The following is a 22,067-nucleotide window of genomic DNA, read 5'->3' on the forward strand; positions in this document are numbered from 1 at the left end:
TTTCAGTATTATCGCGTACAAGGATGCTATATTTTGATATTAGTAGATTTTGGGGTGCGATCGCTCTCAGCTTTGAGTTAATTTGGGGGAGCGATAGTACCAGAACCCAGATATCGCCTTACGCTTTGAGTTAATTATTATATTTGTTATAATTTAATAATATCAACTACCTTTGCTATACAATAAAAAATGTCTTTGCAACTCAAAATTAACTACCCTGAAACTTTACCTGATGCTGTTGGCAAAACTAGAGAACAGTTTGAACAAGAAGCAAAATGGGCAATGGCAGTTAAACTATATGAAATGAAACGTCTTTCTTGTGGTATGGCTGCGGATTTATTGGGAGTAGAGAGAGTAACTTTTATCCTTAAATTAAATGATTATGGAGTGCCATTAATTGATTTAAGTGAAGAAGAATTATTATCAGATATAGAAAATGCCTAACACCAGTGAAATTGTTATTAATACTTCTCCTTTAATTGCTATTGTTGATTAACTTCTATTTTTTAGGTTCGCGTTTGCCATGATTTTGGATCTCTTCGACTGTGAAAAATTGCTGTCACAATCACACGACTTGACACGATTCGGTAGTATATAGCATAAGGAAAACGTCGGACTACTGTTCGTCGAACATCAAGATACACAACTGCATAGGATTCTGGCATTTGACAAATCCGATTTAGCATATTATCCACGCATTCTAAAAACTCATCACCAAGTCCTATTTGCTGAGTTTGATACCAGTTATACGCATCATCCAGTTCTTCACGAACTTCTGGACGAAAAACTAGGACATAATTCATTGTTGTCCTCTAATTGAAGATTTAATTTCTTCCCATGTCATGACATCATCTGGATTTGCTTCATAATCAGTAATCCGACGATCAAGTTCTCGTTTTTGCGCTGTTGTTAAATCTGGATAAGCCTGTTCTGCTGCGATACTTTCCAAAATATCTTGTACAATCCGAATTCTATCTGCAATACTAAGGGTTTTGATTTCATTTAAAGCTACACTGATGTCCATGTTAACTGACCTCAATAGGAAGATAAGGTATTTATCTATTTTCTAGGATAAGCGATCGCTCTACATATTGAGTTAATTTGAGGGTGCTATGGCGCTTTTAGCACCTAATCAATTAAGATTTTTTCATCATACTTAGTGTGATATTCTCAAACAAGACAACATTAAAAATAATAGCTAGTCAGTTATGGGTAAACAAATTTTACTAATCAAGTCAACTGGTGAACTATGTATCCCTTCAGGAATTGACTTCATGGCTAATCAGATAGGAAACAGTTCTACACAGAGGGGTAACATCTATCAGGTGGTTGAATTGCTTGATCCTGAAAGAGACTTCTTCCCAAGTGGAATTACTAGACAAGTAACTCAAGATGACTTAGAAATGGTTCGACCTAACTAGGAATTATTCAATAGACATCTCCAAAAAATAGCTATTGACCCTGAATGCACAAGGGTTTTATCTTTTTTTTCGAAGATATCTAATGTGAAATGTTAGGAAACATCCTCTTGATTCAAACGAAGCCAAAATAACCAACCTGGAGGATTAGGAGGAAATAACTTTGTAGGTTCAGTGATTACTTTCCATGTTTTACAAAGACGTGGTGAGATGACTTTCTGGATTTCCTTATAAATTGTAATTGACATAGGAATGAATCTCCATGTAAGCATCATAACTGTTGAAACTTTCGGGATAAACGCGCAGCAGATAAGTCTCTATGGGAAATCTCTCACCAGTGGAGTTTTCTACTTCTACTTCTTCGTTCCGGTAATCCTGTTTCTGTGGCTGTGCATTATCATCGGATGACATCATATTATTAATCCTTTCTACTTTTTACTAAGCATTGTATCCTTAATATCAAGTTTATTATAGGATGCGTGTACATTTGACTTAAGTAATTTCAACTAGTGCTTCACCAGAAGATAAAATCTTCAAAGCTTCCAGCAAATTTGCACTCAAAATCTCTCTCAATCTAGCATTTGAAGTATTACCACAGGTTAACCAGATGATTTGTGGGGGTATTCCCAGACGTTCAACTAAATCAACAAAGTCGCTATCCTTAGTTATAAAAATAACTCCTTGAGCTTTTGCTGCTGCAAAAATTTCCTCATCTTCAGCATCTCTTAAACCGACATCACGCAAGGCTAAAGCAGTTATATTAAATGTCTGAGTAATCCAAGTAGCAATAGATGGTGATAAGTGTGCATCAATCCAGATTATCATGCAACTAACACCGGATGATTGAGTTTTCGTGAAGCGTATAAAAGTGCTGATTTAAGATCATCAGCTTCAAGATCCGGCATTTCCTCTAGAATTTCTTCAGCACTTAAACCAGCAGCAAACAAATCTAACACATCTGATACTCTAATTCTCATTCCCCGAATACAAGGACGACCACCACATTGTTTAGGATTAATGGTAATTCTTTCTAGTAAATTTGACATATAATTGATTACATACAATTTTGTTTTTCATTATAAGTCAAATTTGTACAAACTGCAATTCAATTAATGTAAAATAAAAAAATAGCAAAACTACCGCTATTCTATGCAAACACCAACAAAACCCGAAACTCAAACCCTATACGACCAAGATTATTACCTGTGGATAAAAACAACCATTAACCAACTTCGCACAGGTCAATTTTCCGCTGTTGATTTAGAGAATTTATTAGAAGAATTAGAAACTCTAGGTAGAAGTCAAAAACGAACAATTCAAAATTTATTAATTAACCTCATTGAATATCTCCTAAAACTCAAATATTGGGATCAGGAAAGAGAACGAAATCAAGGACATTGGAAAGGTGAAATTAGAAAATTTAGAACACAAATAAAAGATTATCTCCAAGATAGTCCAAGTTTAAAACCTTACATCTTAGAAATATTTGATGAATGTTATCAAGAAGCAAGAAAATTAGTCAGTGATAGTTCTCAACTTTCTCTTGATACATTCCCCCTTATCCCCATTGGTTCTTTAGAACAAATATTAGATGAAGACTGGTTCCCCGAATACAGATGCAATCATCACAATAAAGCCGACTAGAATAGATACACCAATTACCCTTCCCCCAGGAGTATCTAGCAGTGCAGCCAGATTTAGTAGGCTTGGAAATTAGCAAAGGTGAACTAAAACGCTTAACAGGGTTTGATACAGAAGACTTATATCGTCCGTCCATAATGGCAGACAAGGAAAAACGCATCGGTTTTTTTATTAACGAAGCCTTAGTTGCTTTAGCACTAACACCAGTAATTGTCGGCTTTATTTATGCTTTTATCATTTTACCCACCTTGGGATCTTCTAATAAACTGGGTGTTATTTTAGTTCTTATTGTACCAATTGCTGTATTTTTAGGGCGATCGCTCTGGCGAAAATTCACCTCTCCCCAAGCATTAACCACACTCCTAGACGAAGTAGACAAATATCACACCATTATTCAAGCTATAGATATTAATGATCAACTTGCCTCCTCTGGCAATACCCAAAGTAGCATTGATGACCGCGAACAAGTGATATCTGCACTGCAACTCATCAGAGAAGATTTAGTTCGCGCTTTAAAAAGTGAACGGATTTTGCGCGATAATAAAAAACTGCTTGCTAACAACCAAGAGTTACTTGTCAATAACTTAGCTAATTTGCAAACTTTAGAAGTGAGTAGTCAAGCTGGAGAATATGGACAATTGCTAAATCAATCATTGCAAATTGCTCTTGATGTACAAGCAGAACTCAGAAAATTACAAAAAGTCTAATTAAGTTGCATACACAAAATCTGATGAATAACCAACCAAAAATAATCGTTTTAGATGATGATCCTACCGGTTCTCAAACCGTTCACAGTTGCCTATTATTAATGCACTGGGACGTAGAAACCTTGCGTTTGGGTTTAAAAGACAATGCTCCCATTTTCTTCATCTTAACCAATACCCGTTCCCTCACCCCAGAAGATGCCGCAAATGTCACCAGAGAAGTTTGTCATAACCTCAAACTTGCAATAGAAGCAGAACAAATCACAGATTTCCTGATTGTCAGTCGTTCTGACTCCACCCTACGCGGTCATTATCCCATCGAAACCGATGTCATTGCCGAAGAACTTGGAGCATTTGACGCTCATTTCCTTGTCCCAGCATTTTTTGAAGGTGGGAGAATTACCCGTGATAGCATCCATTATTTAATCATTGACAGTGTTCCTACCCCCGTACACGAAACAGAATTTGCTCGTGATTCCGTCTTTAGTTACAATTACAGCTACTTACCTAAATATGTAGAAGAAAAAACCAAAGGACGCATCAAAGAAGATACTGTCACCAGATTTTTGCTTGCAGATATCCGTAAAGGGAGCTTAGAAAAATTATTGCAACTACATGATAATCAATGTGCAGTTGTAGATGGAGAAAATCAAACTGATCTTAACATCTTTGCCCAAGACTTATTAACAGCAGCCAGTCAAGGTAAACGGTTTTTATTTCGTTCCGCTGCCAGTATATTAACAGCCTTAGCAGCTTTACCACCCCAACCCATCGCCGCTGAAAATATGTCAGAATATGTGCGTGGGGGTAAACCGGGTGCAGTAATTGTTGGTTCTCATGTGCAAAAGACGACTCAACAGTTAGAATCATTATTAACAGTTGAGGGAACGGTAGGGATAGAAGTTAATGTTAGTAGATTACTTGATCATGGAGTCAATGAATCTGCTAAAATACTTACCGAAATTTTAGAACAAGTTCGGGAAGTATATAATACTGGTAAAACACCAGTAATTTATACAAGTCGCCAGGAATTGACTTTTAAAGATGTTAAAACCAGGTTAGATTTTGGGGCGATAGTTTCGGCTTTATTGATGGATATTGTGAAGGGTTTACCGGCTGATATCGGATTTTTAATCAGCAAGGGGGGTATTACTTCTAATGATGTATTGAGTACGGGTTTAACTTTAACTTCTGCTCGGTTACTAGGTCAAATTTTAGCAGGTTGTTCCATGGTAATTACAGCATCTGATCATCCCCAATTTCCTAATTTACCAGTGGTTTTATTTCCCGGCAATGTTGGTAATACTGATGCTTTGGCGACAATTTATCAAAGATTAGTTAGTCATTAGTTGTTATTCATTAGGTTTTTCTTGTTAGATGTTACCCATTAGTAGCAAATTAAAAATGAATTCTGATTCTATTCAACCATCAAAAAATTTGGATAAAGATTTAAATTCTGAACTTGCTGATCCGCAATCAATTTTAGATATTCAAGAAGAGGAAAAAAATTATCCAGGGGTTGATATTCAGGAAGTTGCTAATAGCAAGAAAGATCATGATGATCCTGTAATTCCTGATCAAGATGTAAATTCTGTGCTGGTGTATTTACAGGGTCAGAAATCAGAAGATCAAAATTCTGATTTTCTACCTAATTCTGAAAAATCTGAAAATATCAAGGAAGGAGAATCTAACTCTGAGTTAATTGATATGGATTTAGATTTAGATATAGATTTAAATAGCAATGATTTAGAATTAGCAGCAGCAAAAAACAAAAATATCCAAGTTCAATTTAAAACCCAGGATGGGAAACTATCATTAATTTTACCCCGTGAATCTGAATTACCAGCTTCAGAGGTGAGTTGGTCAGAAATTTGGCAACAAATGCGACAACGTTTAAATGGTAGCGATCGCCTGAGAACTGCTAATACCACAGTTAATTTAATAGCAAAAGACCGTTTATTAGACAGTAGACAACTACAAGAATTGGCAGAAACTTTAAAAGAAGTCAAATTGGAATTAAAATCTGTATCTACCAGTCGCCGACAAACAGCGATCGCCGCTTGTACCTTGGGTTATTCCGTCGAACAAGTCCAGTTACAACCATCCTTTGTCAATGATCCTCTCACCACTGCTAAACCTTTAGCAGATGCACTTTATCTAGAAATGACGGTAAGATCAGGTGCAGAAATTCGCCATCCTGGTACTGTGATCATCTTAGGAGATATCAACCCCGGTGGTATGGTCATTGCCGATGGAGATATCATCGTTTGGGGGCGTTTACGGGGGGTAGCTCATGCTGGTGCTGGGGGAAATCGTGAATGTCTAATTATGGCTTTGCAAATGGAACCCACCCAACTGAGAATTGCTGATGCAGTAGCTAGATCACCAGAGAAATCACTGACACAGTTTTTCCCAGAAGTTGCTCATATCACACCCCAGGGAATTCGCATCGCTAAAGCTACTGATTTTTCGCGCACACCTTTAAGTAAAATAAATCAAAGTTTCTAAATATCTCTAAATATTTAGTATTATTTCCACCATCCCCAATTGAGCAGATTGCTGTTATGAGTCGCATTATTGTTACTACCTCCGGAAAGGGAGGAGTGGGTAAAACCACGGTTTCCGCAAATTTAGGCATGGCTTTAGCCAAAATAGGGCGACAAGTAGCCTTAGTTGATGCAGATTTTGGTCTGAGAAATTTAGATTTGCTGCTAGGACTAGAAAATCGTATTGTTTATACAGCGGTAGAAGTCTTAGCCAGAGAATGTCGGTTAGACCAAGCTTTAGTTAAAGACAAGCGTCAACCTAATCTTGTTTTATTACCTGCTGCCCAAAATCGTACCAAAGATTCAGTGACTCCCGACCAAATGAAAATCTTGGTCAATGCCCTATCACAAAAATATAAATACATATTAATTGATAGTCCAGCGGGAATTGAAATGGGCTTTAAAAATGCGATCGCCCCCGCAAAAGAAGCTTTAATTGTCACTACCCCCGAAATTTCCGCAGTTCGGGACGCTGACAGGGTTGTCGGTTTATTAGAAGCCCAAGGTGTCAAAAAAATTCACTTAATAATTAACCGCATCAGACCAGCAATGGTACGGGCAAATGATATGATGTCTGTGCAGGATGTTCAGGAACTTCTCGCTATTCCCTTGATCGGGGTAATCCCAGATGACGAGCGTGTCATAGTTTCCACCAACCGAGGTGAACCTTTAGTATTATCAGAAACTCCTTCTTTGGCAGCTTTAGCCTTTGAAAACATTGCTCGCAGATTAGAGGGGGAAACTGTCGAATTTCTTGATCTTGACTCCCCCAACGACACCATCTTTTCCCGCTTACGGAAGTTGTTGTGGACAAAGATTGTTTAATTTTTTTTCCCAGTCTCCGCCTAATACTTAGCAGCAATGATTCTTGAACTTTTAGAAAGACTTTTTGTTCGTACACCAGACACCAGCCGCACCGAAGTAAAACGCCGTCTGCAAGTAGTCATAGCCCATGACCGCGCCGACCTAGACGCGTCTACTTTGGAAAAAATGCGTCAGGAAATCCTAGAAATTGTCTGTCGTTATGTAGAAATTGATTCCGATGGTTTGGAGTTTTCTTTGGAAAGTAACCAAAGAACGACGGCTTTAATCGCAAATTTACCTATACGCAGAGTTAAGGAAAATACACCTGAGTTAGAAGCCACTGAGACATCAACAGAGGTTTAATCTGTAGACAGGGTTAGGTGCAATCTCTATTTTGCACTTTCACCCACTACGGTGAGATGATTTTTTAATATTATTTTAGCATTTAGACTTGACAAGCCGAAAATACTGTTGTACAATTATGTTATGAGTGGAAATCTGTGGGCGCATATATATAGGGTTTTTAATCTTCAACATTGTTATTTTCACCCACATCAAAAAATCCCCACCACCAATTTATCAATCCCATCCTGATTCTGATAATTAAACGCAGATGAACGCAGATAGTAAACTAATTTCTTCTTTGCGTCTTCGCTCCTCAGCGTCTCTGCGCGAAACTTAAATCTTAAAAATCCCAACTATCAATTTATCAATCACATCCTGAAAATCCTAAAATCCTGGATATCCTGATTTAGACTTGCGTCACGCTACGCTATCAGACAAAATCAAACATTCAGATCCCCGACTTCTTTTTTCACCTATCCTGTATAAAATCAATTATCATGCAAGTCAGGGATCTTTGGACATCCTGTACATCCTTTAATCCTGGACATCCTGATTCAGATATACTAAACAATATACATATTTTTACCAATCCTATTAAATACCATCCTATTGAATAATGTTACAACCAGGTCAATATTTAAAACAACGTCCTCATTTTATAGTAGAAGCAGAAATAGGTGGTGGAGGTTTTGGTGTCACCTTTAAAGCTAAACACCGAGATTTGAATTTTCCCGTTGTCATCAAAACTCCCAATAGTCGGTTACAGAAAGATGCAAATTATCCCAAATACGTCAAAGGTTTTCGCAAAGAAGGAAGAATATTAGCAGAAATTACCCAAAATCATCATCCCAACATAGTCAGAATTATAGACTTCTTTGAAGAGGATAATTTACCCTGTTTAGTGATGGATTTTGTTAAAGGTGAAAATTTATATAATTTGATTCAAGCACAAGGCATTTTATCAGAACAAGTTGCCATTGATTATATCAAACAAATTGCCCAAGCTTTATCTATTTGTCACCAACAAGGAATTATTCACCGGGACGCACATCCTGGTAATATGATTTTACGAGAAAATAGCAATACTGTAGTTTTAATAGATTTTGGTTTAGCGGGAAACATCAATAGTCAAAGCATCAATCAAAACGGGAATCTAGCTTTTGCACCTTGGGAACAAATGTTAGAAACGGAAAAATTACCAACTTTAGATATTTACACCCTTGCAGCTTCCTTGTTTTATTTAGTGACTGGAGATACTCCCATTTCTTCTTTAGCTCGGAAAATGACAAACCGTGATTTAATACCACCAAAGGAGTTAAATTCTAGAATTAGTGAAAAATTAAATCATGCAATTATTAAAGGTTTAGAATTAGAACCCCAAAACCGTCCCCAAACTATGCAGGAATGGGTGGGTTTATTTCCCCGTGCTGGTGATGATGAGGTAGAATTAAAATCAGATGTAGGAATGGATTATAGAAAACTGCAAAACTACCTCAAAGCTGGAAACTGGAAAGAAGCGGATGAGCAAACTAGAAGGGTAATGTTAGCAGTTGCAAAACGGGAAAAAGAAGGTTACTTAGATACTAATAGTATTGATAATTTTCCCTGTGCTGACCTGCGTACTATTGACCAATTGTGGGTAAAATACAGTAATGGTAAATTTGGTTTTTCTGTACAGAAACGAATTTATCAAAGTTTCGGTGGAACAAGAGAATATGATGAAATCTGGGAGAAGTTCGGAGACAAGGTAGGATGGAGAGAAGGAGGAAGCTGGTTGTATTACAAAGATATTACTTTTGATATAAAAGCACCAGAAGGACACCTCCCGGTGGGGTGGGCATTGTTTTTGGAGAAGATATGTTTGTTCCGCAGTAGCTGGTCGGTCTGGTCTCTCTCGCGTCGAGACTTGTAGATTGTAGTCTGTAAAGGTTACATAAAATTATTAAGTCTGAATCAGGATAACCAGGATTATAGGATTTACAGGATGGTAATTTCTAGATGGTTTGTTGCTGATGAAAGTTGTATTTGTCAGAATCAGGATAACCAGGATGATAGGATTTACAGGATTGTAATTTTTAGATGGTTTGTTGCTGATGAAAGTTGCATTTGTCTGATAGCGAAGCGTGGCGTAGCCATATCTGGATAACCAGGATTATAGGATTAACAGGATGGTAATTTATAGATAGTTTAAATTATTCAAAAACAATCATCAATAACATCCTGAAAAATCCCCAACTTCCAAAAAACAATCATTCAATCACATCCTGTCCATCCTCAAATCCTGGACATCCTGATTCAGACAAATTAAAATATCAGTACATCATAGATAACATCATTATAAAAACTTATTTTCACAAGGATAACAACATTGAATTTTGAAATATTAGGAAAAATTGAGCAAATAGAAATAATTGCTATTGATAAATCAATTCGTGATGTAGAAAGATTAAAGAAAATCTATGGACAAGGGAGATGGCGAAAATTAAAAGGAATTGCTACCATTAAATTAGAAGATGAAAGCATCTGTCAAGCTGAACTTCACTGGTATGAAGCTCATGGTATTGGTAAAAAGGAAATAAAAATCAAGTACCTTTTAGATGAGTAAACTTATGTCAAATACAAATATATCTAAACAATTCGCTATTTGTATCAAAAATGATAATTACCCAGCATCCTTAGAAACTAGAAAAATCTATGAAATTTTACCTGATGAAAAAGCAAATCAACATCATCAAATTCGTGTAATAGATGAATCAGGAGAAGATTATCTTTATCCTAGTTCCTATTTTATTTTACTGGAATTACCTGCTGAAAGTCGAGAATTATTATCCTTATGTAATTTTTAGATAGTTTGTTTGTTGATAAAATTTGTATTTGTCAGAATCAGGATAACCAGGATTATAGGATTTATAGGATGGTAATTTTTAGATCGTTGAAATAATTCAAAAACAATCATTCAAAAACATCCTGAAAAATCCCCAACTTCCCAACAAATAATCATTAAAAAACATCCTGAAAATCCTAAAATCCTGGACATCCTGATTCTGACAAATTAAAATATTAGTACATCACAGATAAAATCAATATCCCGAATGAATAACTCAAATAAAAAATTATGACAATAGCTGACCAAATTTACGCACTTGTAAAAACTCTACCCCCAGCACAAGCTGAAGGAATTCTCAACTTTGCAGAATTTATCCGTAATAAACACCTCAACACTAACCAAAATATCAATGATTCTCAAAACCTTTCTTGGGAAGAATTAGTTTATTCCCTTGCAGGAACTTGGAAAGATGATTTTCCGAGTTTAGAAGAAATTCGCAGCAGTGCGGGAGAAGATGTTTTAAGGGAGAGTTTCTAAAATGTATGTTTTAGATACCAACACTTTATAATTAAAGAAGATTGTGTTTTACAGATGATGAGGATTTTCATGATGACTACAGCACTGGAAAATAAAAAATCTATTTTAGAAAAAATAGACAAATTAACACCTGCACAACAAGAACAGGTGTTAATTTTTATTGATTCATTATCCCTGCAATCACAACCAAATGATATAGAACAAAAACAACCTCGAAAATGGCAAGAAATCAGAGGTAAAGCACCTTATCCTTTAGTTAGTGAAGATGCTCAAAATTGGGTTTCCAGAAATAGAAACGAGGAAAGTAAAAATAGGGAATTAAATCTCAGAAATATCTATGAACATTGAAGATTATTTAATTCAGGGTAAAAAGTTATTTTTGGATACAGCACCAGTAATTTACTATGTAGAGAATCATCCTCAATATCAGTCTTTAGTCAACTATGTTTTTCACGGTATAGATTCAGGTTTACTAGGTGCGGTTACTTCTCCTATCACATTATCTGAGTGTCTAGTTTATCCCTATCGTTTAGGATTAACAGAATTACAACAGGATTTTATTGATTTGATTGTTTCTGGTGTCAATGTTGAATTTGTACAAATTGATGAATTAATTGCTAAACAAGCATCCCAATTAAGAGCTAAATATAATTTAGCTTTATTAGATTCTTTACAAATTTCCGTAGCTATATTTTCTCAATGTGATATCTTCTTAACTAATGATATTCAGTTGAAACGAGTTACAGAATTAACGATTTTAGTTTTGAGTGATTTTTTAGTCTAATTTGTTAGAATCAGGATAACCAGGATTATAGGATTTACAGGATGGTAGTTTTTAGATAGCTTAAATTATTCAAAAAAAATCATTTAAAACATCCTGAAAAATCCCCAACTTCCCAACAAACAATCATCCAATCACATCGTATACATCCTCAAATCCTGGACATCCTGATTCAGACAAATTAAAATATTAAAAATCCCAACTTCAATAATTCAAAACCTGATTACCTAAAAACCCTATATATATGGCGCGCACAGATTTCTATATATAACATTAGAGTAGCAAAAACTCAGAACACTGTCAACCCCCCAAGCTGAAATCACCAAAACTCGTTGAATTATTGACACCATTCTCAATAATATTGAGAATAGACCCCCCTTTATTGCCACAAAAACTTTTTTTCTCAAATCACATCCAAATAACTCATATTCTCTCTGCGTGCTAAAAAAATCACAAACCGAATATAATATTGATTGAACCCCAAAACAAACAACCGCAAAAATGCCACCTACCGTTACCCTCACCATCACCACAGGGAAACTATCAGGAAAACAATATATATTTGATAACCGCAGCACTTGTATTATCGGTAGAAACGATGATTGCAATTTACAAATTGCCGATAATATAGATATGAAAATTTCCCGTTATCACTGCTTATTAGATATCAATCCTCCAGAAATTAGAATTAGAGATTTAGGCAGTTTAAATGGAACTTATATTAATGGTAAAATCATTGGTCAAAGAAAATCAGAGGAAACACCAGAAGCAGCAGCAAAAATAGTATTTCCTGAATATGATTTAACGAATAATGATCAAGTGCAAATTGGCGATATTATTTTTGATATTGGTGTAGAACAAGAAATAGAAAAACAGAAAACTCCAAATATTCCCATCCCCGCAGAAAACAAACCCGAAAATAAAAAACCGCACATTTTCAATATTATTCAAAATCTTTTTAACTTAGCTAGTCAAGGTAATCAAAATTTAAAAGTTATTTCTAATTATCAGATTATCAAATCATTAGGTGAAGGTGGATGTGGAGAAGTATTTTTAGCTCAACATCAAAAAACCAAACAACTTGTAGCTTTAAAAATCATGTTACCCGCAGTTGCAGCTACAGAAAAAGGTGTGAGAATGTTTTTAAGAGAAACTGAAAATAGCAAATATTTACAACATCCCAACGTAGTGCAACTTTTAGATTATGGTTTTGCGGAAAATACCTTTTTCTTCACAATGGAATATTGCGAAGGTGGAGATGTTTGGGATTTAATGGAGAAACTAGGAGGAAGTTTACCGGTTAATATTGCAGTTGATATCACCTTACAAATTCTTGATGGTTTAATTTATGCCCATAACGTCGAAGTTCCCTATGTGAGATTAGCAGATGGTAGACTCGGAAAAGGTAAAGGTTTAGTTCATCGAGATTTAAAACCCAACAATATTTTTATTACTAAAATAAATGGTAAAATGGTAGTAAAAATAGGTGATTATGGTTTAGCCAAAGCCTTTGATTTAGCTGGTTTAAGTGGACAAACTTTCACAGGTGCAAAAATGGGAACTCCTTTATTTATGCCTCGTCAACAAGTTTTAGATTTTAAACATTCATTACCAGAAGTTGACGTTTGGGCAAGTGCAGCCTGTTTATATAATATGTTAACAGGAAAATTCCCCCGTGATTTTGATCGTCATCCTTGGGCTAGTATTTTAAATAATCATCCTGTACCCATTCATCAACGTGATCATAGTATTCCTGAAAAGTTAGCAGAAGTTATAGATTTAGCTTTAACCGAAAAACCGCAGATATATTTTCAAACTGCGCTAGAATTTAAGGAAGCTTTGTTAAAAGCTGTATAAATATAGCTCACCCAAAGACACAATCGCACAAATAATTAAAGTTTTAAATTTAGCATTTGCAAAATTCATATCTAAATAAATATATATTAGTTACTGAGAATAGATCACAATGTTAACCAACAATGAAAGAAGTTCTTTACCTAGAAATCCCTACTCCAGATACTAACGCAGTCCGGCAGTGGTTACAAATGGACTTTCAACCTGGATATGGAGAAAAAATTATCACTCCAGATGGTTTTCGCCTCAGAAATCCTACTGCATCTGTTAAAGAAAGCTTACCAAATGAATTATCTGTCTTTGTTTGGTCTGTACAGCGTACCACTTATTTAAAAGTATTTCGTTGGGGAAATCAACCTTTCACTAACGAAGCCTCTATTTTGCAACGTCTCACCACAGGAATTAGAAGCAGCTTTCCCCACCAATACCCAGAACCGCCAAAAATTGATCCACAAAAATCTATTTTTACAGAATTAGAACCATACTATCCCCTAACTGTAAAGTATTTCCAGAAAATGTCTAATGGGGAATATGACCTGAAACGTGCTTATTGGTGGGAGCAAAAATGGCGGGAAGGGGTGAAAAACCCACAAAAACCTCGTCAAGTCATTTTTTATGATCAAGATAGTAAAAAGACAACAGAAAATAACTATGACATCATTTATATTGGTGGTGCTTTAGGTTCAATTCATGCCGCAATTATGGCCAGATTAGGCTATAAAGTTCTACTAGTGGAAAGAATGCCTTTTGGACGCATGAACCGGGAATGGAATATTTCCCGCGACGAAATTCAAGGTTTATTAAATTTAGGTTTGCTAACAAATGTTGAATTAGAAAGTATTATAGCTAGGGAATATAAAGACGGGTTCAATAAATTTTTTGATGCTAATAACCCGCCTCACCTCAAAGCCAAAGTTTTACATACACCAACCGTTTTAAATATTGCTTTAGATTCAGATAAATTCTTGCAATTATGCGGGGAGAAACTCAAAGCCGCAGGTGGTGAAATTTTAGACCAGACAGATTTTATCCGTGCAGATATAAATGAATCACAAGTTAGCGTTACTGTCAAGGATGCAAATACTGAAAAAGAACAAAAAATCACTGCTAGATTACTAATAGATGCAATGGGTACAGCTTCACCTATTGCATGGCAATTAAACGGTGGTAGAGCCTTTGATAGTGTGTGTCCCACAGTAGGAGCAGTAGTGGAAAAAGGATTTGCACCTGGTGTGTGGGATAGTCAATATGGGGATGTTCTCAACAGTCACGGAGATATTTCTAGAGGTAGACAGTTAATTTGGGAATTGTTTCCCGCCACAGATGAAGAACTGACAATTTACCTATTTCATTACCATGAAGTGAATGATAAAAATCCCGGCTCTCTCTTGGAAATGTACGAAGACTTTTTCGCAATTCTGCCAGAATATCGCCGTTGCGACATGGATAAACTGGTGTGGAAAAAACCGACCTTTGGCTATATTCCTGGGCATTTTAGTGCTAATAGTAGCGATCGCACCGTAGCCTTTGATAGATTAATTACCATAGGTGATGCTGCATCCCTGCAATCTCCCCTAGTCTTCACTGGTTTTGGTTCTCTCGTCCGTAATCTGGAACGGTTAACAAACCTTTTAAATACCGCCCTCAAATATGACCTTTTAAGTTTCCGACACCTGAATAAAATTCGGGCTTATCAAAGTAACGTCGCTGTCACCTGGCTATTTTCTAAAGGAATGATGGTTCCTACGGGGAAATTTATCAAACCCCAACTAATTAACGCCATGTTAAACACCTTCTTTGGGTTATTAGCAGATGAACCCCTAGAAGTAGCAGATAACTTTATTAAAGACCGCTGTGATTGGTTCACATTTAACCGTTTAGCACTCAAAGCCGCCAGTAAAAATCCTGCCTTACTATTATGGATTTGGCAACTAGCAGGTTTTAGAGATTTAGTTCGCTGGTTAGGTAACTACGTCAACTTTAGTTTTAATGCCTTCTTTAATGCTTTACTCAGCACCTGGTTTCCCTCATTTCTGAAATGGAGTCAAAATTGGTTAGAACCACGCTATCCAAGCCTATGGTTAAACCTATTGGCCACCAACTACGCCATTTTTATCGGTAAACCAAGACCACGTAATCAAGTAATTGCCTTTAAACCCAAGTTAAGTCAAACAAATTAGTAGTAGTTAGTGGTCATTAGTCATGAGACTTTTGGCCATTAACCTGAGAAGGAAAATTAGGTAACTCCACTGAAGCAAAAGACTTCCTTCCTTTAGGTGGACGTTGGGGATAAATTAACGGCGAAGGGGATTTATGATCTAGATGATATTCACCCAAAGGCTGTAAATTGAAATCATCTACAGGTAACTCTGCCCAATAATCCTGATTTTCTGAATTTTCTGGAATTGTATCTTTTATTTCTGGAACAGAAGCATTCACAGATGATTCATGATTTAACAGCAATGAAAACTCTGTCAGCGCAGAAATATCAAACTCATTGACAGAATTAGATTCTGTAGTTTGCGGCTGTTCCTGTTCAGGATTTAATGGTGGAGTTTCCCAATTTTCATCTCCCATTGGATAGGTATGAGTATCAGTAACTGGAGGTGGATTTGATGATTGAGGGGCAGCAAAAAACATTTCAATCAAACTTTCCAACTGTCGGTCTAAATTGGATTCTTGAACAGGAGGAATATCTGCAACCTCACCCTGAAATTCCTTAACCTCAACCTCCGGTGTTGGTGCTGGAATATGATTTAAATCAGTTAAATCAGTTAAATCAGTTAAATCAGTTAAATCAGTTAAATTTTTAGGTGTATAAATCTGATCAGCAGCATCTGCTGAGTCAACCAATGGGCTAGGGGGCTGCATCCAAGAATTTTCCAGGTGTTGACCTACGGTGTTACAACTATCAAAAGTTGTATCTGTTTCCGCAGACCAAGGTTTAATGGGTTGGGCATGAGGAAATAAAGACCGCGCCTTTCGAGAAAATCTCGTATTTCTACTGGTGACATCATAGGGATGGTAGGCTGTGTCATCTAGGATGTCATAGTTGGGAACAGTAGTCTCCAGACATTTTTCCAGTGCAGCTTTAAACTGTAAAGTCTGACGTTGTTGACGAATTAACCGAGTCCGTAATTCCCGACAGGTATTTTCTGAATGTAATAAATCTTGAGATTGTTCACCATATTTAGTTTGTAACAGAGTGCATTCCCTTTCTAACTGGGCTACACGTTCTTGGCTAATCTGCAACTGTGACTTGTGGGTGTTAATAAAAATTTCCTGACTCTGCACAGTTTGCACAGATGTTTCTAGCTGTTGGAACAGAGATTGTATTTGTGCTTGGGAAGTAGCTAACTCCTGAGCTTGCTGATTTAGTATAGATTCAGTTACACTGGAGCGTTTTTTTTGCCAATGTAAAATTTTTTCTGCCTCAGCTAGTTCTTGTTTTAACTGCTCCACTTGAGCATACAAATTAGTATTAGCTGTTTGTAACTCCTCGTTTAATATCAGCAACTTCTGAAATTCTGAATCTACCTGAATTTGTTTTTCAATATCAGGTTCTGCAATCCAGTCTTGTTGAGCTTTATTTTGCACATCGTTGGTTGCAGAAGATTCACACTGCGGCGGTTCTTCATAGACATCTGTTGCTGGGTTCAGGAGTGGTAAATTACTCACAGCCATATTTTCATCATTTAAAACAGAGTAAAAGGGACAATTCGCCTGTTCTGGACTCGGCGAATTTGCAGAATTTATCGTTTCTCTTGCTGTGCCGTTGTTTGAGGTGTCAGCTATATTCATCACTCTTGACCCACCTGCTTAAAAATATTCAACAAAGCTCATGCCAGGATTGCTGATCCAGTATGTTTAACTACGAGGTAATTTATATTCCCTCTAGAAGCCAAGTTTAACTCTCTTTCAGCATGACTGGCTAGTGTAGAAAAGCTGCTTATACCAGAGATAAAAGCCAGAAAGCTCTAACCTTGAAAGAATCTGAGTCTTTATTACCTCTGATTTTTTGTTGCTTGCGTCTTTGTCTTTTATTATGATGTAGTCTTTTTTCTGATCTGGGGTAGAGGGTGTGAACCTACTTGACGTTTATCAAAGATTAACCCAAGTCATCAAAATAGTATTATGATCCTGTTCCCATATTTTGAGCCACTGCCATGAGATAGAGATAATTGGCTATAAAGGTATTAAATTTTACAAGATAGCCAGAGGGCAGGAGACGGAAGTGCTTTGATTTTGAATTTTGACTTGATTTAGGGTAGCCAGTGAGGATGAAACCCAATCAGGGGTAATTGTTCTGGCTTGATTTCCAGTTCTGCTTGATCTCCACTGGGTAACAAAGGCATTAACCACAGACTGCTGGTGGCAATTGGCGCTCCATCATCAGTTTTTAAGAAGTTAGCTGGTAATTTTGTATTATCTTCTATTTCCACTATCTGATCAAACAAGATACCTAAACCGTCCGGTGCTAAACTCATTTGTACATTTCTTTGGGCAGGAGGCAACATTAACAATGGTTTTTGTTCCAGGGTTTTGAGATTAATTGCGACTAAATAAGGCTGTTCTATGTATTGTTCTTGTGATACCAGTTGTGTTAACAAGCAATAGATAGTTGGTGAAGCAGGATCAAAATGACAACCAAGGATTGAACCTGTAGTTTTTAAGAGTTGTTTTTGCGTTCCTTGATTGGTCACCAAAAATAAATCTCTGGTGTAGTCAGTGTTAAATTTGACCATTGCCGCTTGAGAACCATTTTTAGCAAAGGCTTGAACTAAGCCAAATTGCGGCAGAAAATCCAGAGGTTTGCTGGTATCTCCTTCTAAGGATATAATTGCTGTTCCTTGTCCTTGGGCAACTGCTACCGCTTTACTATCAGGTGTGATCAGAAAGTCTCCTCCTGGTTGGCTTTGTAAGCGGTTGGCCGTGGGTTTTTCTCTGTTGCTATTCTCAGCCATTGATATATACCAGAGTCCAAAATCCCCAGGATTATCTCTTTTTCCCCTTTGAATAACTATTGTTTGTCCATCGGGGGATAGGTCAAATTTCAGGTTTTGATAGTCTTTATTATCTAAAATTAGGTCAATTTTTCCTGGTGATTCTGGTTCTTTATCTGTGTTGTAAGTAATACCTGTGGTGACTGTGTATATTTGGGCTGAAAGCAGGTCAGGATTTTGGGAAGAACGAGCAGAAAATATGATTTTCTCTCCATTGGGAAATGGTTCAAAATCCATCACAATCAAATCTTTGGGTGTCAGTACCTTTTTTTCTTCTTTGGTGAGGTTGTAGAGTACCAACTTGCCTTGATATTCTTCATCTGCTCCTATGTAAGTAAGAGCGCGGTTTCTGCTACTGAAGTTACCTATAAACGGCTGTATTTCTCTCTTTTTTGATTCTGTTTCCGAAAATTTGTCTCTTGCTCCCTGCAAGGTTACTGTATATTCTGTACCATAGGGTGCTGGAGCTACTAGGGTATAAACCATTCTGCGTCCTGCCCAACTAATTTTACCTGGTAGCACTGGGCAATCTTGGAAGTTTTCTGTTTCTTGTTTGTTCTCTACAGGACATACTTTTAAATTTTCTTCTACGCTTTTAGTGTCCATAGGACGGCTAAAGGTCAGACTAAAAGCTGTATCCTCAGCGCCGATGCGTTTATTTTCCCAGGTAAAATTGCGAACTATAGGTCTGACTGCATCACCTTGCCAGATCATCAAACTAATCAGTATGCTCAGGAAGAGCATCATGGCGATCGCCACACGATCTAATGCTTGAAAAGATTTATATGATTTGATCATTAGTTATTAGTTATTAGTTATTAGTCATTGGGTTATTCATCCTTCACATCTCCCTACTTCCTAATAACTGTAGGGATTTTTGGGTTGGGGAATTTCTTGCAGGGATGTAGCCTTAATAGTGAGTTGACGTTTATTGGCTACATTTTCTGTAATCATCTGTCCTTCCACTTCCAACCAGCTATCTGGTGGGTACTTATCTCGACTATCTGGTAGTTGAACAGGTAAACCTACAGGATAGGCATCCGCAGCGCAACAAGTAATTACAAATCTTGCCAATACTAAATGTTCTTGATCTAATTCTGGGGGATGGATCACAAATCCTTGGACTTTAACTTTTTTACCTGCATGATCATCAGGTTCTGGATAAACATTCAATGTGCGTATCCAATCTATAAGCGATCGCTCCTCTGGGCGAACAGTAGCACGAAATGATTGAGGTTGGGAGCGAGTTGCCCCTAGTAAATCGGTGACACCTCTTTCCAAAGCTGTCTGAGAGGCAAAAACGCGAGGGGTGATCATAAGTCCTAAAATAGCGGTTGTTAGCAATAAAGCACTACTCCAACCAGGGGGAAATATATTGATATGCTGTTGATTATCGGGTGGTTGATCACGACGGCGATGTTTCCACACCTGCACACCTTTTAAAAAACCAATGATCAGCAAACCAGTACCACCGGAAATTACTAACCAAAAGTAATCCGGGTGAATCAATAAATTGAGTTTACCTGTTAGCCAGTATTTGAGCATCACAACTCCCCAAGCTGTAATTGCTGCCACATCTAGCCAAGAAAGTAATTTATGTTTAATTTTTGATTGTGTATTTTTAATGGAAGCCATGATTGATTAAGTGATTAGATATTTTGTAAGTTGTCAGTTATTAGTAACTGTAAATTATTCACGGCTGACAACCTACAGGTGTTACATAACGTGCAAGTTTAAGAAAAGGGTAGATAAGAATGCCAACTGTCCAGCTAAAGCAAATAGATAAAACAAGGCCTTGGGTTTAAAGATTGATAACATCAAACCTACACCCTTAATATCAATCATCGGACCAAATACAAGAAATGCTAGTAAAGAACCACTGGTAAAAGTTGAAGCGAAAGAGAGAGCAAAGAAAGAATCAACAGTGGAACAGATTGATACTACTGCGGCTAGTACCAACATAGCCAGAATTGATGTCACAGGACTAGCTCCCAAACTGAGAATTAATTCACGGGGTGCTAACACTTGAATTGAGGCGGCGATTGCGCTACCTATAATCATTACTCCTCCTAATTCCCGTAATTCTTGAACTACATTATCTAAGACTAGGAGAAGTTTATCTTTGATAGTTTTATTTGCATTAACCGGTGTGACATTACTCTGGTTATATGTTGCACCTATTCTTGTAGATATACCTGCCTTACCGCCAAGAATGTAATTTCCTGATTGCAAAATATTCACAGTTGGCTCTTGTTCTACCAGTGGGCGTTTTTTCGTTCGTTTTGTTTCTGGTGTAGGCGGGGGATTAAATTTAAGATAACGAACAATTGTAGGTTGCAAGTAAGGACTTAAATCTTTTTGAAAACTGAATACAAAACCAATAGTAGTAGCAATTATCAGGGATAGTAAGACTCTCAAAACTACTATTTCCGGTTGATCTCGGAATGCTGTCCAAGTTGCCCAAATGACAATGGGGTTAATTGTTGGTGCTGCTAGTAAAAATCCAATTGCTACTGGTGTGGGTACTCCCTGCATCAATAATCTTCGTGCCACAGGTACATTACCACACTCACATACAGGAAACAAAAACCCAATCATACTACCCACTAATGCTCCCAGTAGTGGATTTCTGGGCATCATTTCTACCAATTTGCGTTCATCAACGAAAAACAAGAGCAAACTGGAAAATAATACACCTAGCAGTAAAAAAGGCATCGCCTCGACTAGCAGACTCAGAAATATAGTGAAACCATTGTTCAGTTGATTTATCATCATGTCGCAGTCAAAAGCGGTTTTGAATTTGAGGGTTATGGCTAGTCATTTTATCTAAACCAGAATCATAAACAGGGCTAGAAAAGTAAATACTATTATGCCTCAGATAAATTGATCCCACAGATACTGAGGATGGTTTAGCTCAATCACCTGTAGGATGATAAGTTACTTCACTTTCTCCTTTTTTTCAACCTATTCTTAAATTTCTGCCCATGTTTGGGGATCATTCTCAATACCGTAACTACTTATTAAAGCGATAGCAGGATAGTACCTGGTTATTTTAGGCATTATCAGGAATAAAACCAATAGTCAATTGACCATCCTTCATCACCACTTAATACTCTTTGTTTTAGCTAGGAGATGAACTTAACTATCTGCATCATTCCTGTTAATCATACCCCAAGTGTATAAATTTATTCATTTCCTATAAGTACATGAATGCTTGGATAATGTTTACACTGCACATTATTTAAGTATCTATACTTAAAACCACTGGTAGTTTAACTCTAGATACCTCAATATTTAGAAAATTAATTAATAGGTAAATTTTTCCAACCTGATTAATACTTAATTTTTATTTTGATTGTTACTAGAGTCAATCGTAGTTTACTATCAGTAACCGAAAAATTAAGTATATTTATATATCTATGGATTACGCAAAATATAATCAAAGGATTGGCAACTGCCGTACTGCACCAGATACAAGTATCAGTAATTCAGTGAATTAAAATGTATTGGTATGTATTTTATTTAAGTAATGATACGGTCTAAATATAAATTATTTATGAATTATTTATGAATTAATAAAATTATCAATATTTTCTCTGAATTATTG

The 22,067-nt window shown here is 36.6% G+C and carries 26 protein-coding genes; 16 read left to right on the forward strand and 10 right to left on the reverse strand.

The genetic code is table 11. The features are described from left to right. Positions 1–189: 189 nt before the first annotated feature. On the forward strand, positions 190–444 hold the full coding sequence (locus WJM97_RS00695; protein ID WP_353931164.1) for a UPF0175 family protein: 255 nt from the start codon (positions 190–192) through the stop codon (positions 442–444). A 62-nt stretch (positions 445–506) separates the two neighbouring features. Here the strand turns inward: WJM97_RS00695 and WJM97_RS00700 are convergent, their stop codons facing one another. Both WJM97_RS00700 and WJM97_RS00705 read right to left on the reverse strand, forming a co-directional pair. Further along, positions 507–803 carry a type II toxin-antitoxin system RelE/ParE family toxin gene (locus WJM97_RS00700; RefSeq protein ID WP_353931165.1) on the reverse strand — a complete coding sequence of 99 codons (297 nt, stop codon included), beginning with the start codon at positions 801–803 and terminating at the stop codon, positions 507–509. Continuing rightward, a complete protein-coding gene (locus tag WJM97_RS00705; protein ID WP_353931166.1) occupies positions 800–1,024 on the reverse strand; it encodes an addiction module protein in 225 nt (74 codons plus the stop codon). The genes WJM97_RS00700 and WJM97_RS00705 overlap by 4 nt, the downstream gene beginning before the upstream one ends. A gap of 184 nt (positions 1,025–1,208) precedes the next feature. Between WJM97_RS00705 and WJM97_RS00710 the strand changes: the two genes are divergently transcribed. After that, positions 1,209–1,421 carry a hypothetical protein gene (locus WJM97_RS00710; protein WP_353931167.1) on the forward strand — a complete coding sequence of 71 codons (213 nt, stop codon included), beginning with the start codon at positions 1,209–1,211 and terminating at the stop codon, positions 1,419–1,421. Positions 1,422–1,513: 92 nt separating this feature from the next. Here WJM97_RS00710 and WJM97_RS00715 read toward each other — a convergent pair whose 3' ends face one another. From WJM97_RS00715 to WJM97_RS00730, 4 genes are all read right to left on the reverse strand, one after another. Further along, entirely contained in the window at positions 1,514–1,666 is a 153-nt protein-coding gene (locus WJM97_RS00715) for a hypothetical protein (RefSeq protein ID WP_353931168.1), read from the reverse strand. Next, on the reverse strand, positions 1,647–1,832 hold the full coding sequence (locus WJM97_RS00720) for a hypothetical protein (protein ID WP_353931169.1): 186 nt from the start codon (positions 1,830–1,832) through the stop codon (positions 1,647–1,649). Before WJM97_RS00720 ends, WJM97_RS00715 begins: the two co-directional genes overlap by 20 nt. Before the next feature lie 78 nt (positions 1,833–1,910). Then, complete coding sequence (locus WJM97_RS00725; protein WP_353931170.1) at positions 1,911–2,243, reverse strand: DUF5615 family PIN-like protein; 333 nt, start codon at positions 2,241–2,243, stop codon at positions 1,911–1,913. Continuing rightward, a complete protein-coding gene (locus tag WJM97_RS00730; protein WP_353931171.1) occupies positions 2,240–2,464 on the reverse strand; it encodes a DUF433 domain-containing protein in 225 nt (74 codons plus the stop codon). Before WJM97_RS00730 ends, WJM97_RS00725 begins: the two co-directional genes overlap by 4 nt. 103 nt (positions 2,465–2,567) lie before the next feature. Between WJM97_RS00730 and WJM97_RS00735 the strand changes: the two genes are divergently transcribed. The 14 genes from WJM97_RS00735 to WJM97_RS00800 all read left to right on the forward strand — a co-directional run bounded on the left by WJM97_RS00735 (position 2,568) and on the right by WJM97_RS00800 (position 15,637). Continuing rightward, complete coding sequence (locus WJM97_RS00735) at positions 2,568–3,062, forward strand: DUF29 domain-containing protein (RefSeq protein WP_353931172.1); 495 nt, start codon at positions 2,568–2,570, stop codon at positions 3,060–3,062. A gap of 41 nt (positions 3,063–3,103) precedes the next feature. After that, positions 3,104–3,766 carry a hypothetical protein gene (locus tag WJM97_RS00740; protein ID WP_353931173.1) on the forward strand — a complete coding sequence of 221 codons (663 nt, stop codon included), beginning with the start codon at positions 3,104–3,106 and terminating at the stop codon, positions 3,764–3,766. A gap of 23 nt (positions 3,767–3,789) precedes the next feature. Further along, positions 3,790–5,112 (forward strand): four-carbon acid sugar kinase family protein, encoded by a 1,323-nt coding sequence (locus tag WJM97_RS00745; RefSeq protein WP_353931174.1) that lies wholly within the window; start codon positions 3,790–3,792, stop codon positions 5,110–5,112. Between the two features lie 55 nt (positions 5,113–5,167). Beyond that, positions 5,168–6,271 (forward strand): septum site-determining protein MinC, encoded by a 1,104-nt coding sequence (minC, locus tag WJM97_RS00750; protein WP_353931175.1) that lies wholly within the window; start codon positions 5,168–5,170, stop codon positions 6,269–6,271. Positions 6,272–6,327: 56 nt separating this feature from the next. Continuing rightward, positions 6,328–7,134, forward strand: a complete 807-nt coding sequence (gene minD, locus WJM97_RS00755) for a septum site-determining protein MinD (protein WP_353931176.1) — start codon at positions 6,328–6,330, stop codon at positions 7,132–7,134. Between the two features lie 36 nt (positions 7,135–7,170). Then, a complete protein-coding gene (gene minE / locus WJM97_RS00760) occupies positions 7,171–7,476 on the forward strand; it encodes a cell division topological specificity factor MinE (protein WP_353931177.1) in 306 nt (101 codons plus the stop codon). Positions 7,477–8,074: 598 nt separating this feature from the next. Continuing rightward, positions 8,075–9,370: a serine/threonine-protein kinase gene (locus WJM97_RS00765; RefSeq protein WP_353931178.1), complete on the forward strand. Its 1,296-nt coding sequence runs from the start codon at positions 8,075–8,077 to the stop codon at positions 9,368–9,370. Between the two features lie 456 nt (positions 9,371–9,826). Next, positions 9,827–10,063 carry a hypothetical protein gene (locus WJM97_RS00770; RefSeq protein ID WP_353931179.1) on the forward strand — a complete coding sequence of 79 codons (237 nt, stop codon included), beginning with the start codon at positions 9,827–9,829 and terminating at the stop codon, positions 10,061–10,063. 4 nt (positions 10,064–10,067) lie between these two features. Further along, complete coding sequence (locus WJM97_RS00775) at positions 10,068–10,304, forward strand: hypothetical protein (protein ID WP_353931180.1); 237 nt, start codon at positions 10,068–10,070, stop codon at positions 10,302–10,304. A 269-nt stretch (positions 10,305–10,573) separates the two neighbouring features. After that, on the forward strand, positions 10,574–10,822 hold the full coding sequence (locus WJM97_RS00780; protein ID WP_353931181.1) for a DUF2281 domain-containing protein: 249 nt from the start codon (positions 10,574–10,576) through the stop codon (positions 10,820–10,822). A gap of 69 nt (positions 10,823–10,891) precedes the next feature. Next, a complete protein-coding gene (locus WJM97_RS00785; RefSeq protein WP_353931182.1) occupies positions 10,892–11,170 on the forward strand; it encodes a hypothetical protein in 279 nt (92 codons plus the stop codon). Further along, positions 11,160–11,606 (forward strand): PIN domain-containing protein, encoded by a 447-nt coding sequence (locus WJM97_RS00790; protein WP_353931183.1) that lies wholly within the window; start codon positions 11,160–11,162, stop codon positions 11,604–11,606. The genes WJM97_RS00785 and WJM97_RS00790 overlap by 11 nt, the downstream gene beginning before the upstream one ends. A 498-nt stretch (positions 11,607–12,104) precedes the next feature. Next, a complete protein-coding gene (locus WJM97_RS00795) occupies positions 12,105–13,460 on the forward strand; it encodes a protein kinase (RefSeq protein ID WP_353931184.1) in 1,356 nt (451 codons plus the stop codon). Positions 13,461–13,582: 122 nt separating this feature from the next. Next, the gene (locus WJM97_RS00800) at positions 13,583–15,637 is read left to right on the forward strand and encodes an FAD-dependent oxidoreductase (protein WP_353931185.1); all 2,055 of its coding nucleotides are present in this window, start codon (positions 13,583–13,585) and stop codon (positions 15,635–15,637) included. Positions 15,638–15,653: 16 nt separating this feature from the next. Here WJM97_RS00800 and WJM97_RS00805 read toward each other — a convergent pair whose 3' ends face one another. From WJM97_RS00805 to WJM97_RS00820, 4 genes are all read right to left on the reverse strand, one after another. After that, complete coding sequence (locus WJM97_RS00805) at positions 15,654–17,258, reverse strand: hypothetical protein (RefSeq protein WP_353931186.1); 1,605 nt, start codon at positions 17,256–17,258, stop codon at positions 15,654–15,656. Between the two features lie 461 nt (positions 17,259–17,719). Further along, entirely contained in the window at positions 17,720–19,258 is a 1,539-nt protein-coding gene (locus WJM97_RS00810) for an Ig-like domain-containing protein (RefSeq protein ID WP_353931187.1), read from the reverse strand. A 60-nt stretch (positions 19,259–19,318) separates the two neighbouring features. Further along, positions 19,319–20,095 carry a TIGR03943 family protein gene (locus WJM97_RS00815; protein ID WP_353931188.1) on the reverse strand — a complete coding sequence of 259 codons (777 nt, stop codon included), beginning with the start codon at positions 20,093–20,095 and terminating at the stop codon, positions 19,319–19,321. An 81-nt stretch (positions 20,096–20,176) separates the two neighbouring features. Further along, positions 20,177–21,232, reverse strand: coding sequence for a permease (locus WJM97_RS00820; protein ID WP_353933252.1), 1,056 nt, complete (start codon positions 21,230–21,232; stop codon positions 20,177–20,179). Between the last annotated feature and the right edge of the window lie 835 nt (positions 21,233–22,067).

Source organism: Okeanomitos corallinicola TIOX110 (genome assembly GCF_038050375.1).
GTDB lineage: Bacteria > Cyanobacteriota > Cyanobacteriia > Cyanobacteriales > Nostocaceae > Okeanomitos > Okeanomitos corallinicola.

Coding starts and splice junctions, on each gene's coding strand:
- WJM97_RS00715 (WP_353931168.1), bottom strand. CDS start 1,666: ATGTCAATTACAATTTATAAGGAAATCCAGAAAGTCATCTCACCACGT.
- WJM97_RS00735 (WP_353931172.1), top strand. CDS start 2,568: ATGCAAACACCAACAAAACCCGAAACTCAAACCCTATACGACCAAGAT.
- minC (WP_353931175.1), top strand. CDS start 5,168: ATGAATTCTGATTCTATTCAACCATCAAAAAATTTGGATAAAGATTTA.
- WJM97_RS00785 (WP_353931182.1), top strand. CDS start 10,892: ATGATGACTACAGCACTGGAAAATAAAAAATCTATTTTAGAAAAAATA.
- WJM97_RS00720 (WP_353931169.1), bottom strand. CDS start 1,832: ATGATGTCATCCGATGATAATGCACAGCCACAGAAACAGGATTACCGG.
- WJM97_RS00790 (WP_353931183.1), top strand. CDS start 11,160: ATGAACATTGAAGATTATTTAATTCAGGGTAAAAAGTTATTTTTGGAT.
- WJM97_RS00695 (WP_353931164.1), top strand. CDS start 190: ATGTCTTTGCAACTCAAAATTAACTACCCTGAAACTTTACCTGATGCT.
- WJM97_RS00800 (WP_353931185.1), top strand. CDS start 13,583: ATGAAAGAAGTTCTTTACCTAGAAATCCCTACTCCAGATACTAACGCA.
- WJM97_RS00810 (WP_353931187.1), bottom strand. CDS start 19,258: ATGATCAAATCATATAAATCTTTTCAAGCATTAGATCGTGTGGCGATC.
- WJM97_RS00775 (WP_353931180.1), top strand. CDS start 10,068: ATGTCAAATACAAATATATCTAAACAATTCGCTATTTGTATCAAAAAT.
- WJM97_RS00730 (WP_353931171.1), bottom strand. CDS start 2,464: ATGTCAAATTTACTAGAAAGAATTACCATTAATCCTAAACAATGTGGT.
- WJM97_RS00780 (WP_353931181.1), top strand. CDS start 10,574: ATGACAATAGCTGACCAAATTTACGCACTTGTAAAAACTCTACCCCCA.
- WJM97_RS00700 (WP_353931165.1), bottom strand. CDS start 803: ATGAATTATGTCCTAGTTTTTCGTCCAGAAGTTCGTGAAGAACTGGAT.
- WJM97_RS00705 (WP_353931166.1), bottom strand. CDS start 1,024: ATGGACATCAGTGTAGCTTTAAATGAAATCAAAACCCTTAGTATTGCA.
- WJM97_RS00815 (WP_353931188.1), bottom strand. CDS start 20,095: ATGGCTTCCATTAAAAATACACAATCAAAAATTAAACATAAATTACTT.
- WJM97_RS00745 (WP_353931174.1), top strand. CDS start 3,790: ATGAATAACCAACCAAAAATAATCGTTTTAGATGATGATCCTACCGGT.
- WJM97_RS00725 (WP_353931170.1), bottom strand. CDS start 2,243: ATGATAATCTGGATTGATGCACACTTATCACCATCTATTGCTACTTGG.
- minD (WP_353931176.1), top strand. CDS start 6,328: ATGAGTCGCATTATTGTTACTACCTCCGGAAAGGGAGGAGTGGGTAAA.
- WJM97_RS00795 (WP_353931184.1), top strand. CDS start 12,105: ATGCCACCTACCGTTACCCTCACCATCACCACAGGGAAACTATCAGGA.
- WJM97_RS00710 (WP_353931167.1), top strand. CDS start 1,209: ATGGGTAAACAAATTTTACTAATCAAGTCAACTGGTGAACTATGTATC.
- WJM97_RS00765 (WP_353931178.1), top strand. CDS start 8,075: ATGTTACAACCAGGTCAATATTTAAAACAACGTCCTCATTTTATAGTA.
- WJM97_RS00820 (WP_353933252.1), bottom strand. CDS start 21,232: ATGATAAATCAACTGAACAATGGTTTCACTATATTTCTGAGTCTGCTA.
- minE (WP_353931177.1), top strand. CDS start 7,171: ATGATTCTTGAACTTTTAGAAAGACTTTTTGTTCGTACACCAGACACC.
- WJM97_RS00805 (WP_353931186.1), bottom strand. CDS start 17,258: ATGAATATAGCTGACACCTCAAACAACGGCACAGCAAGAGAAACGATA.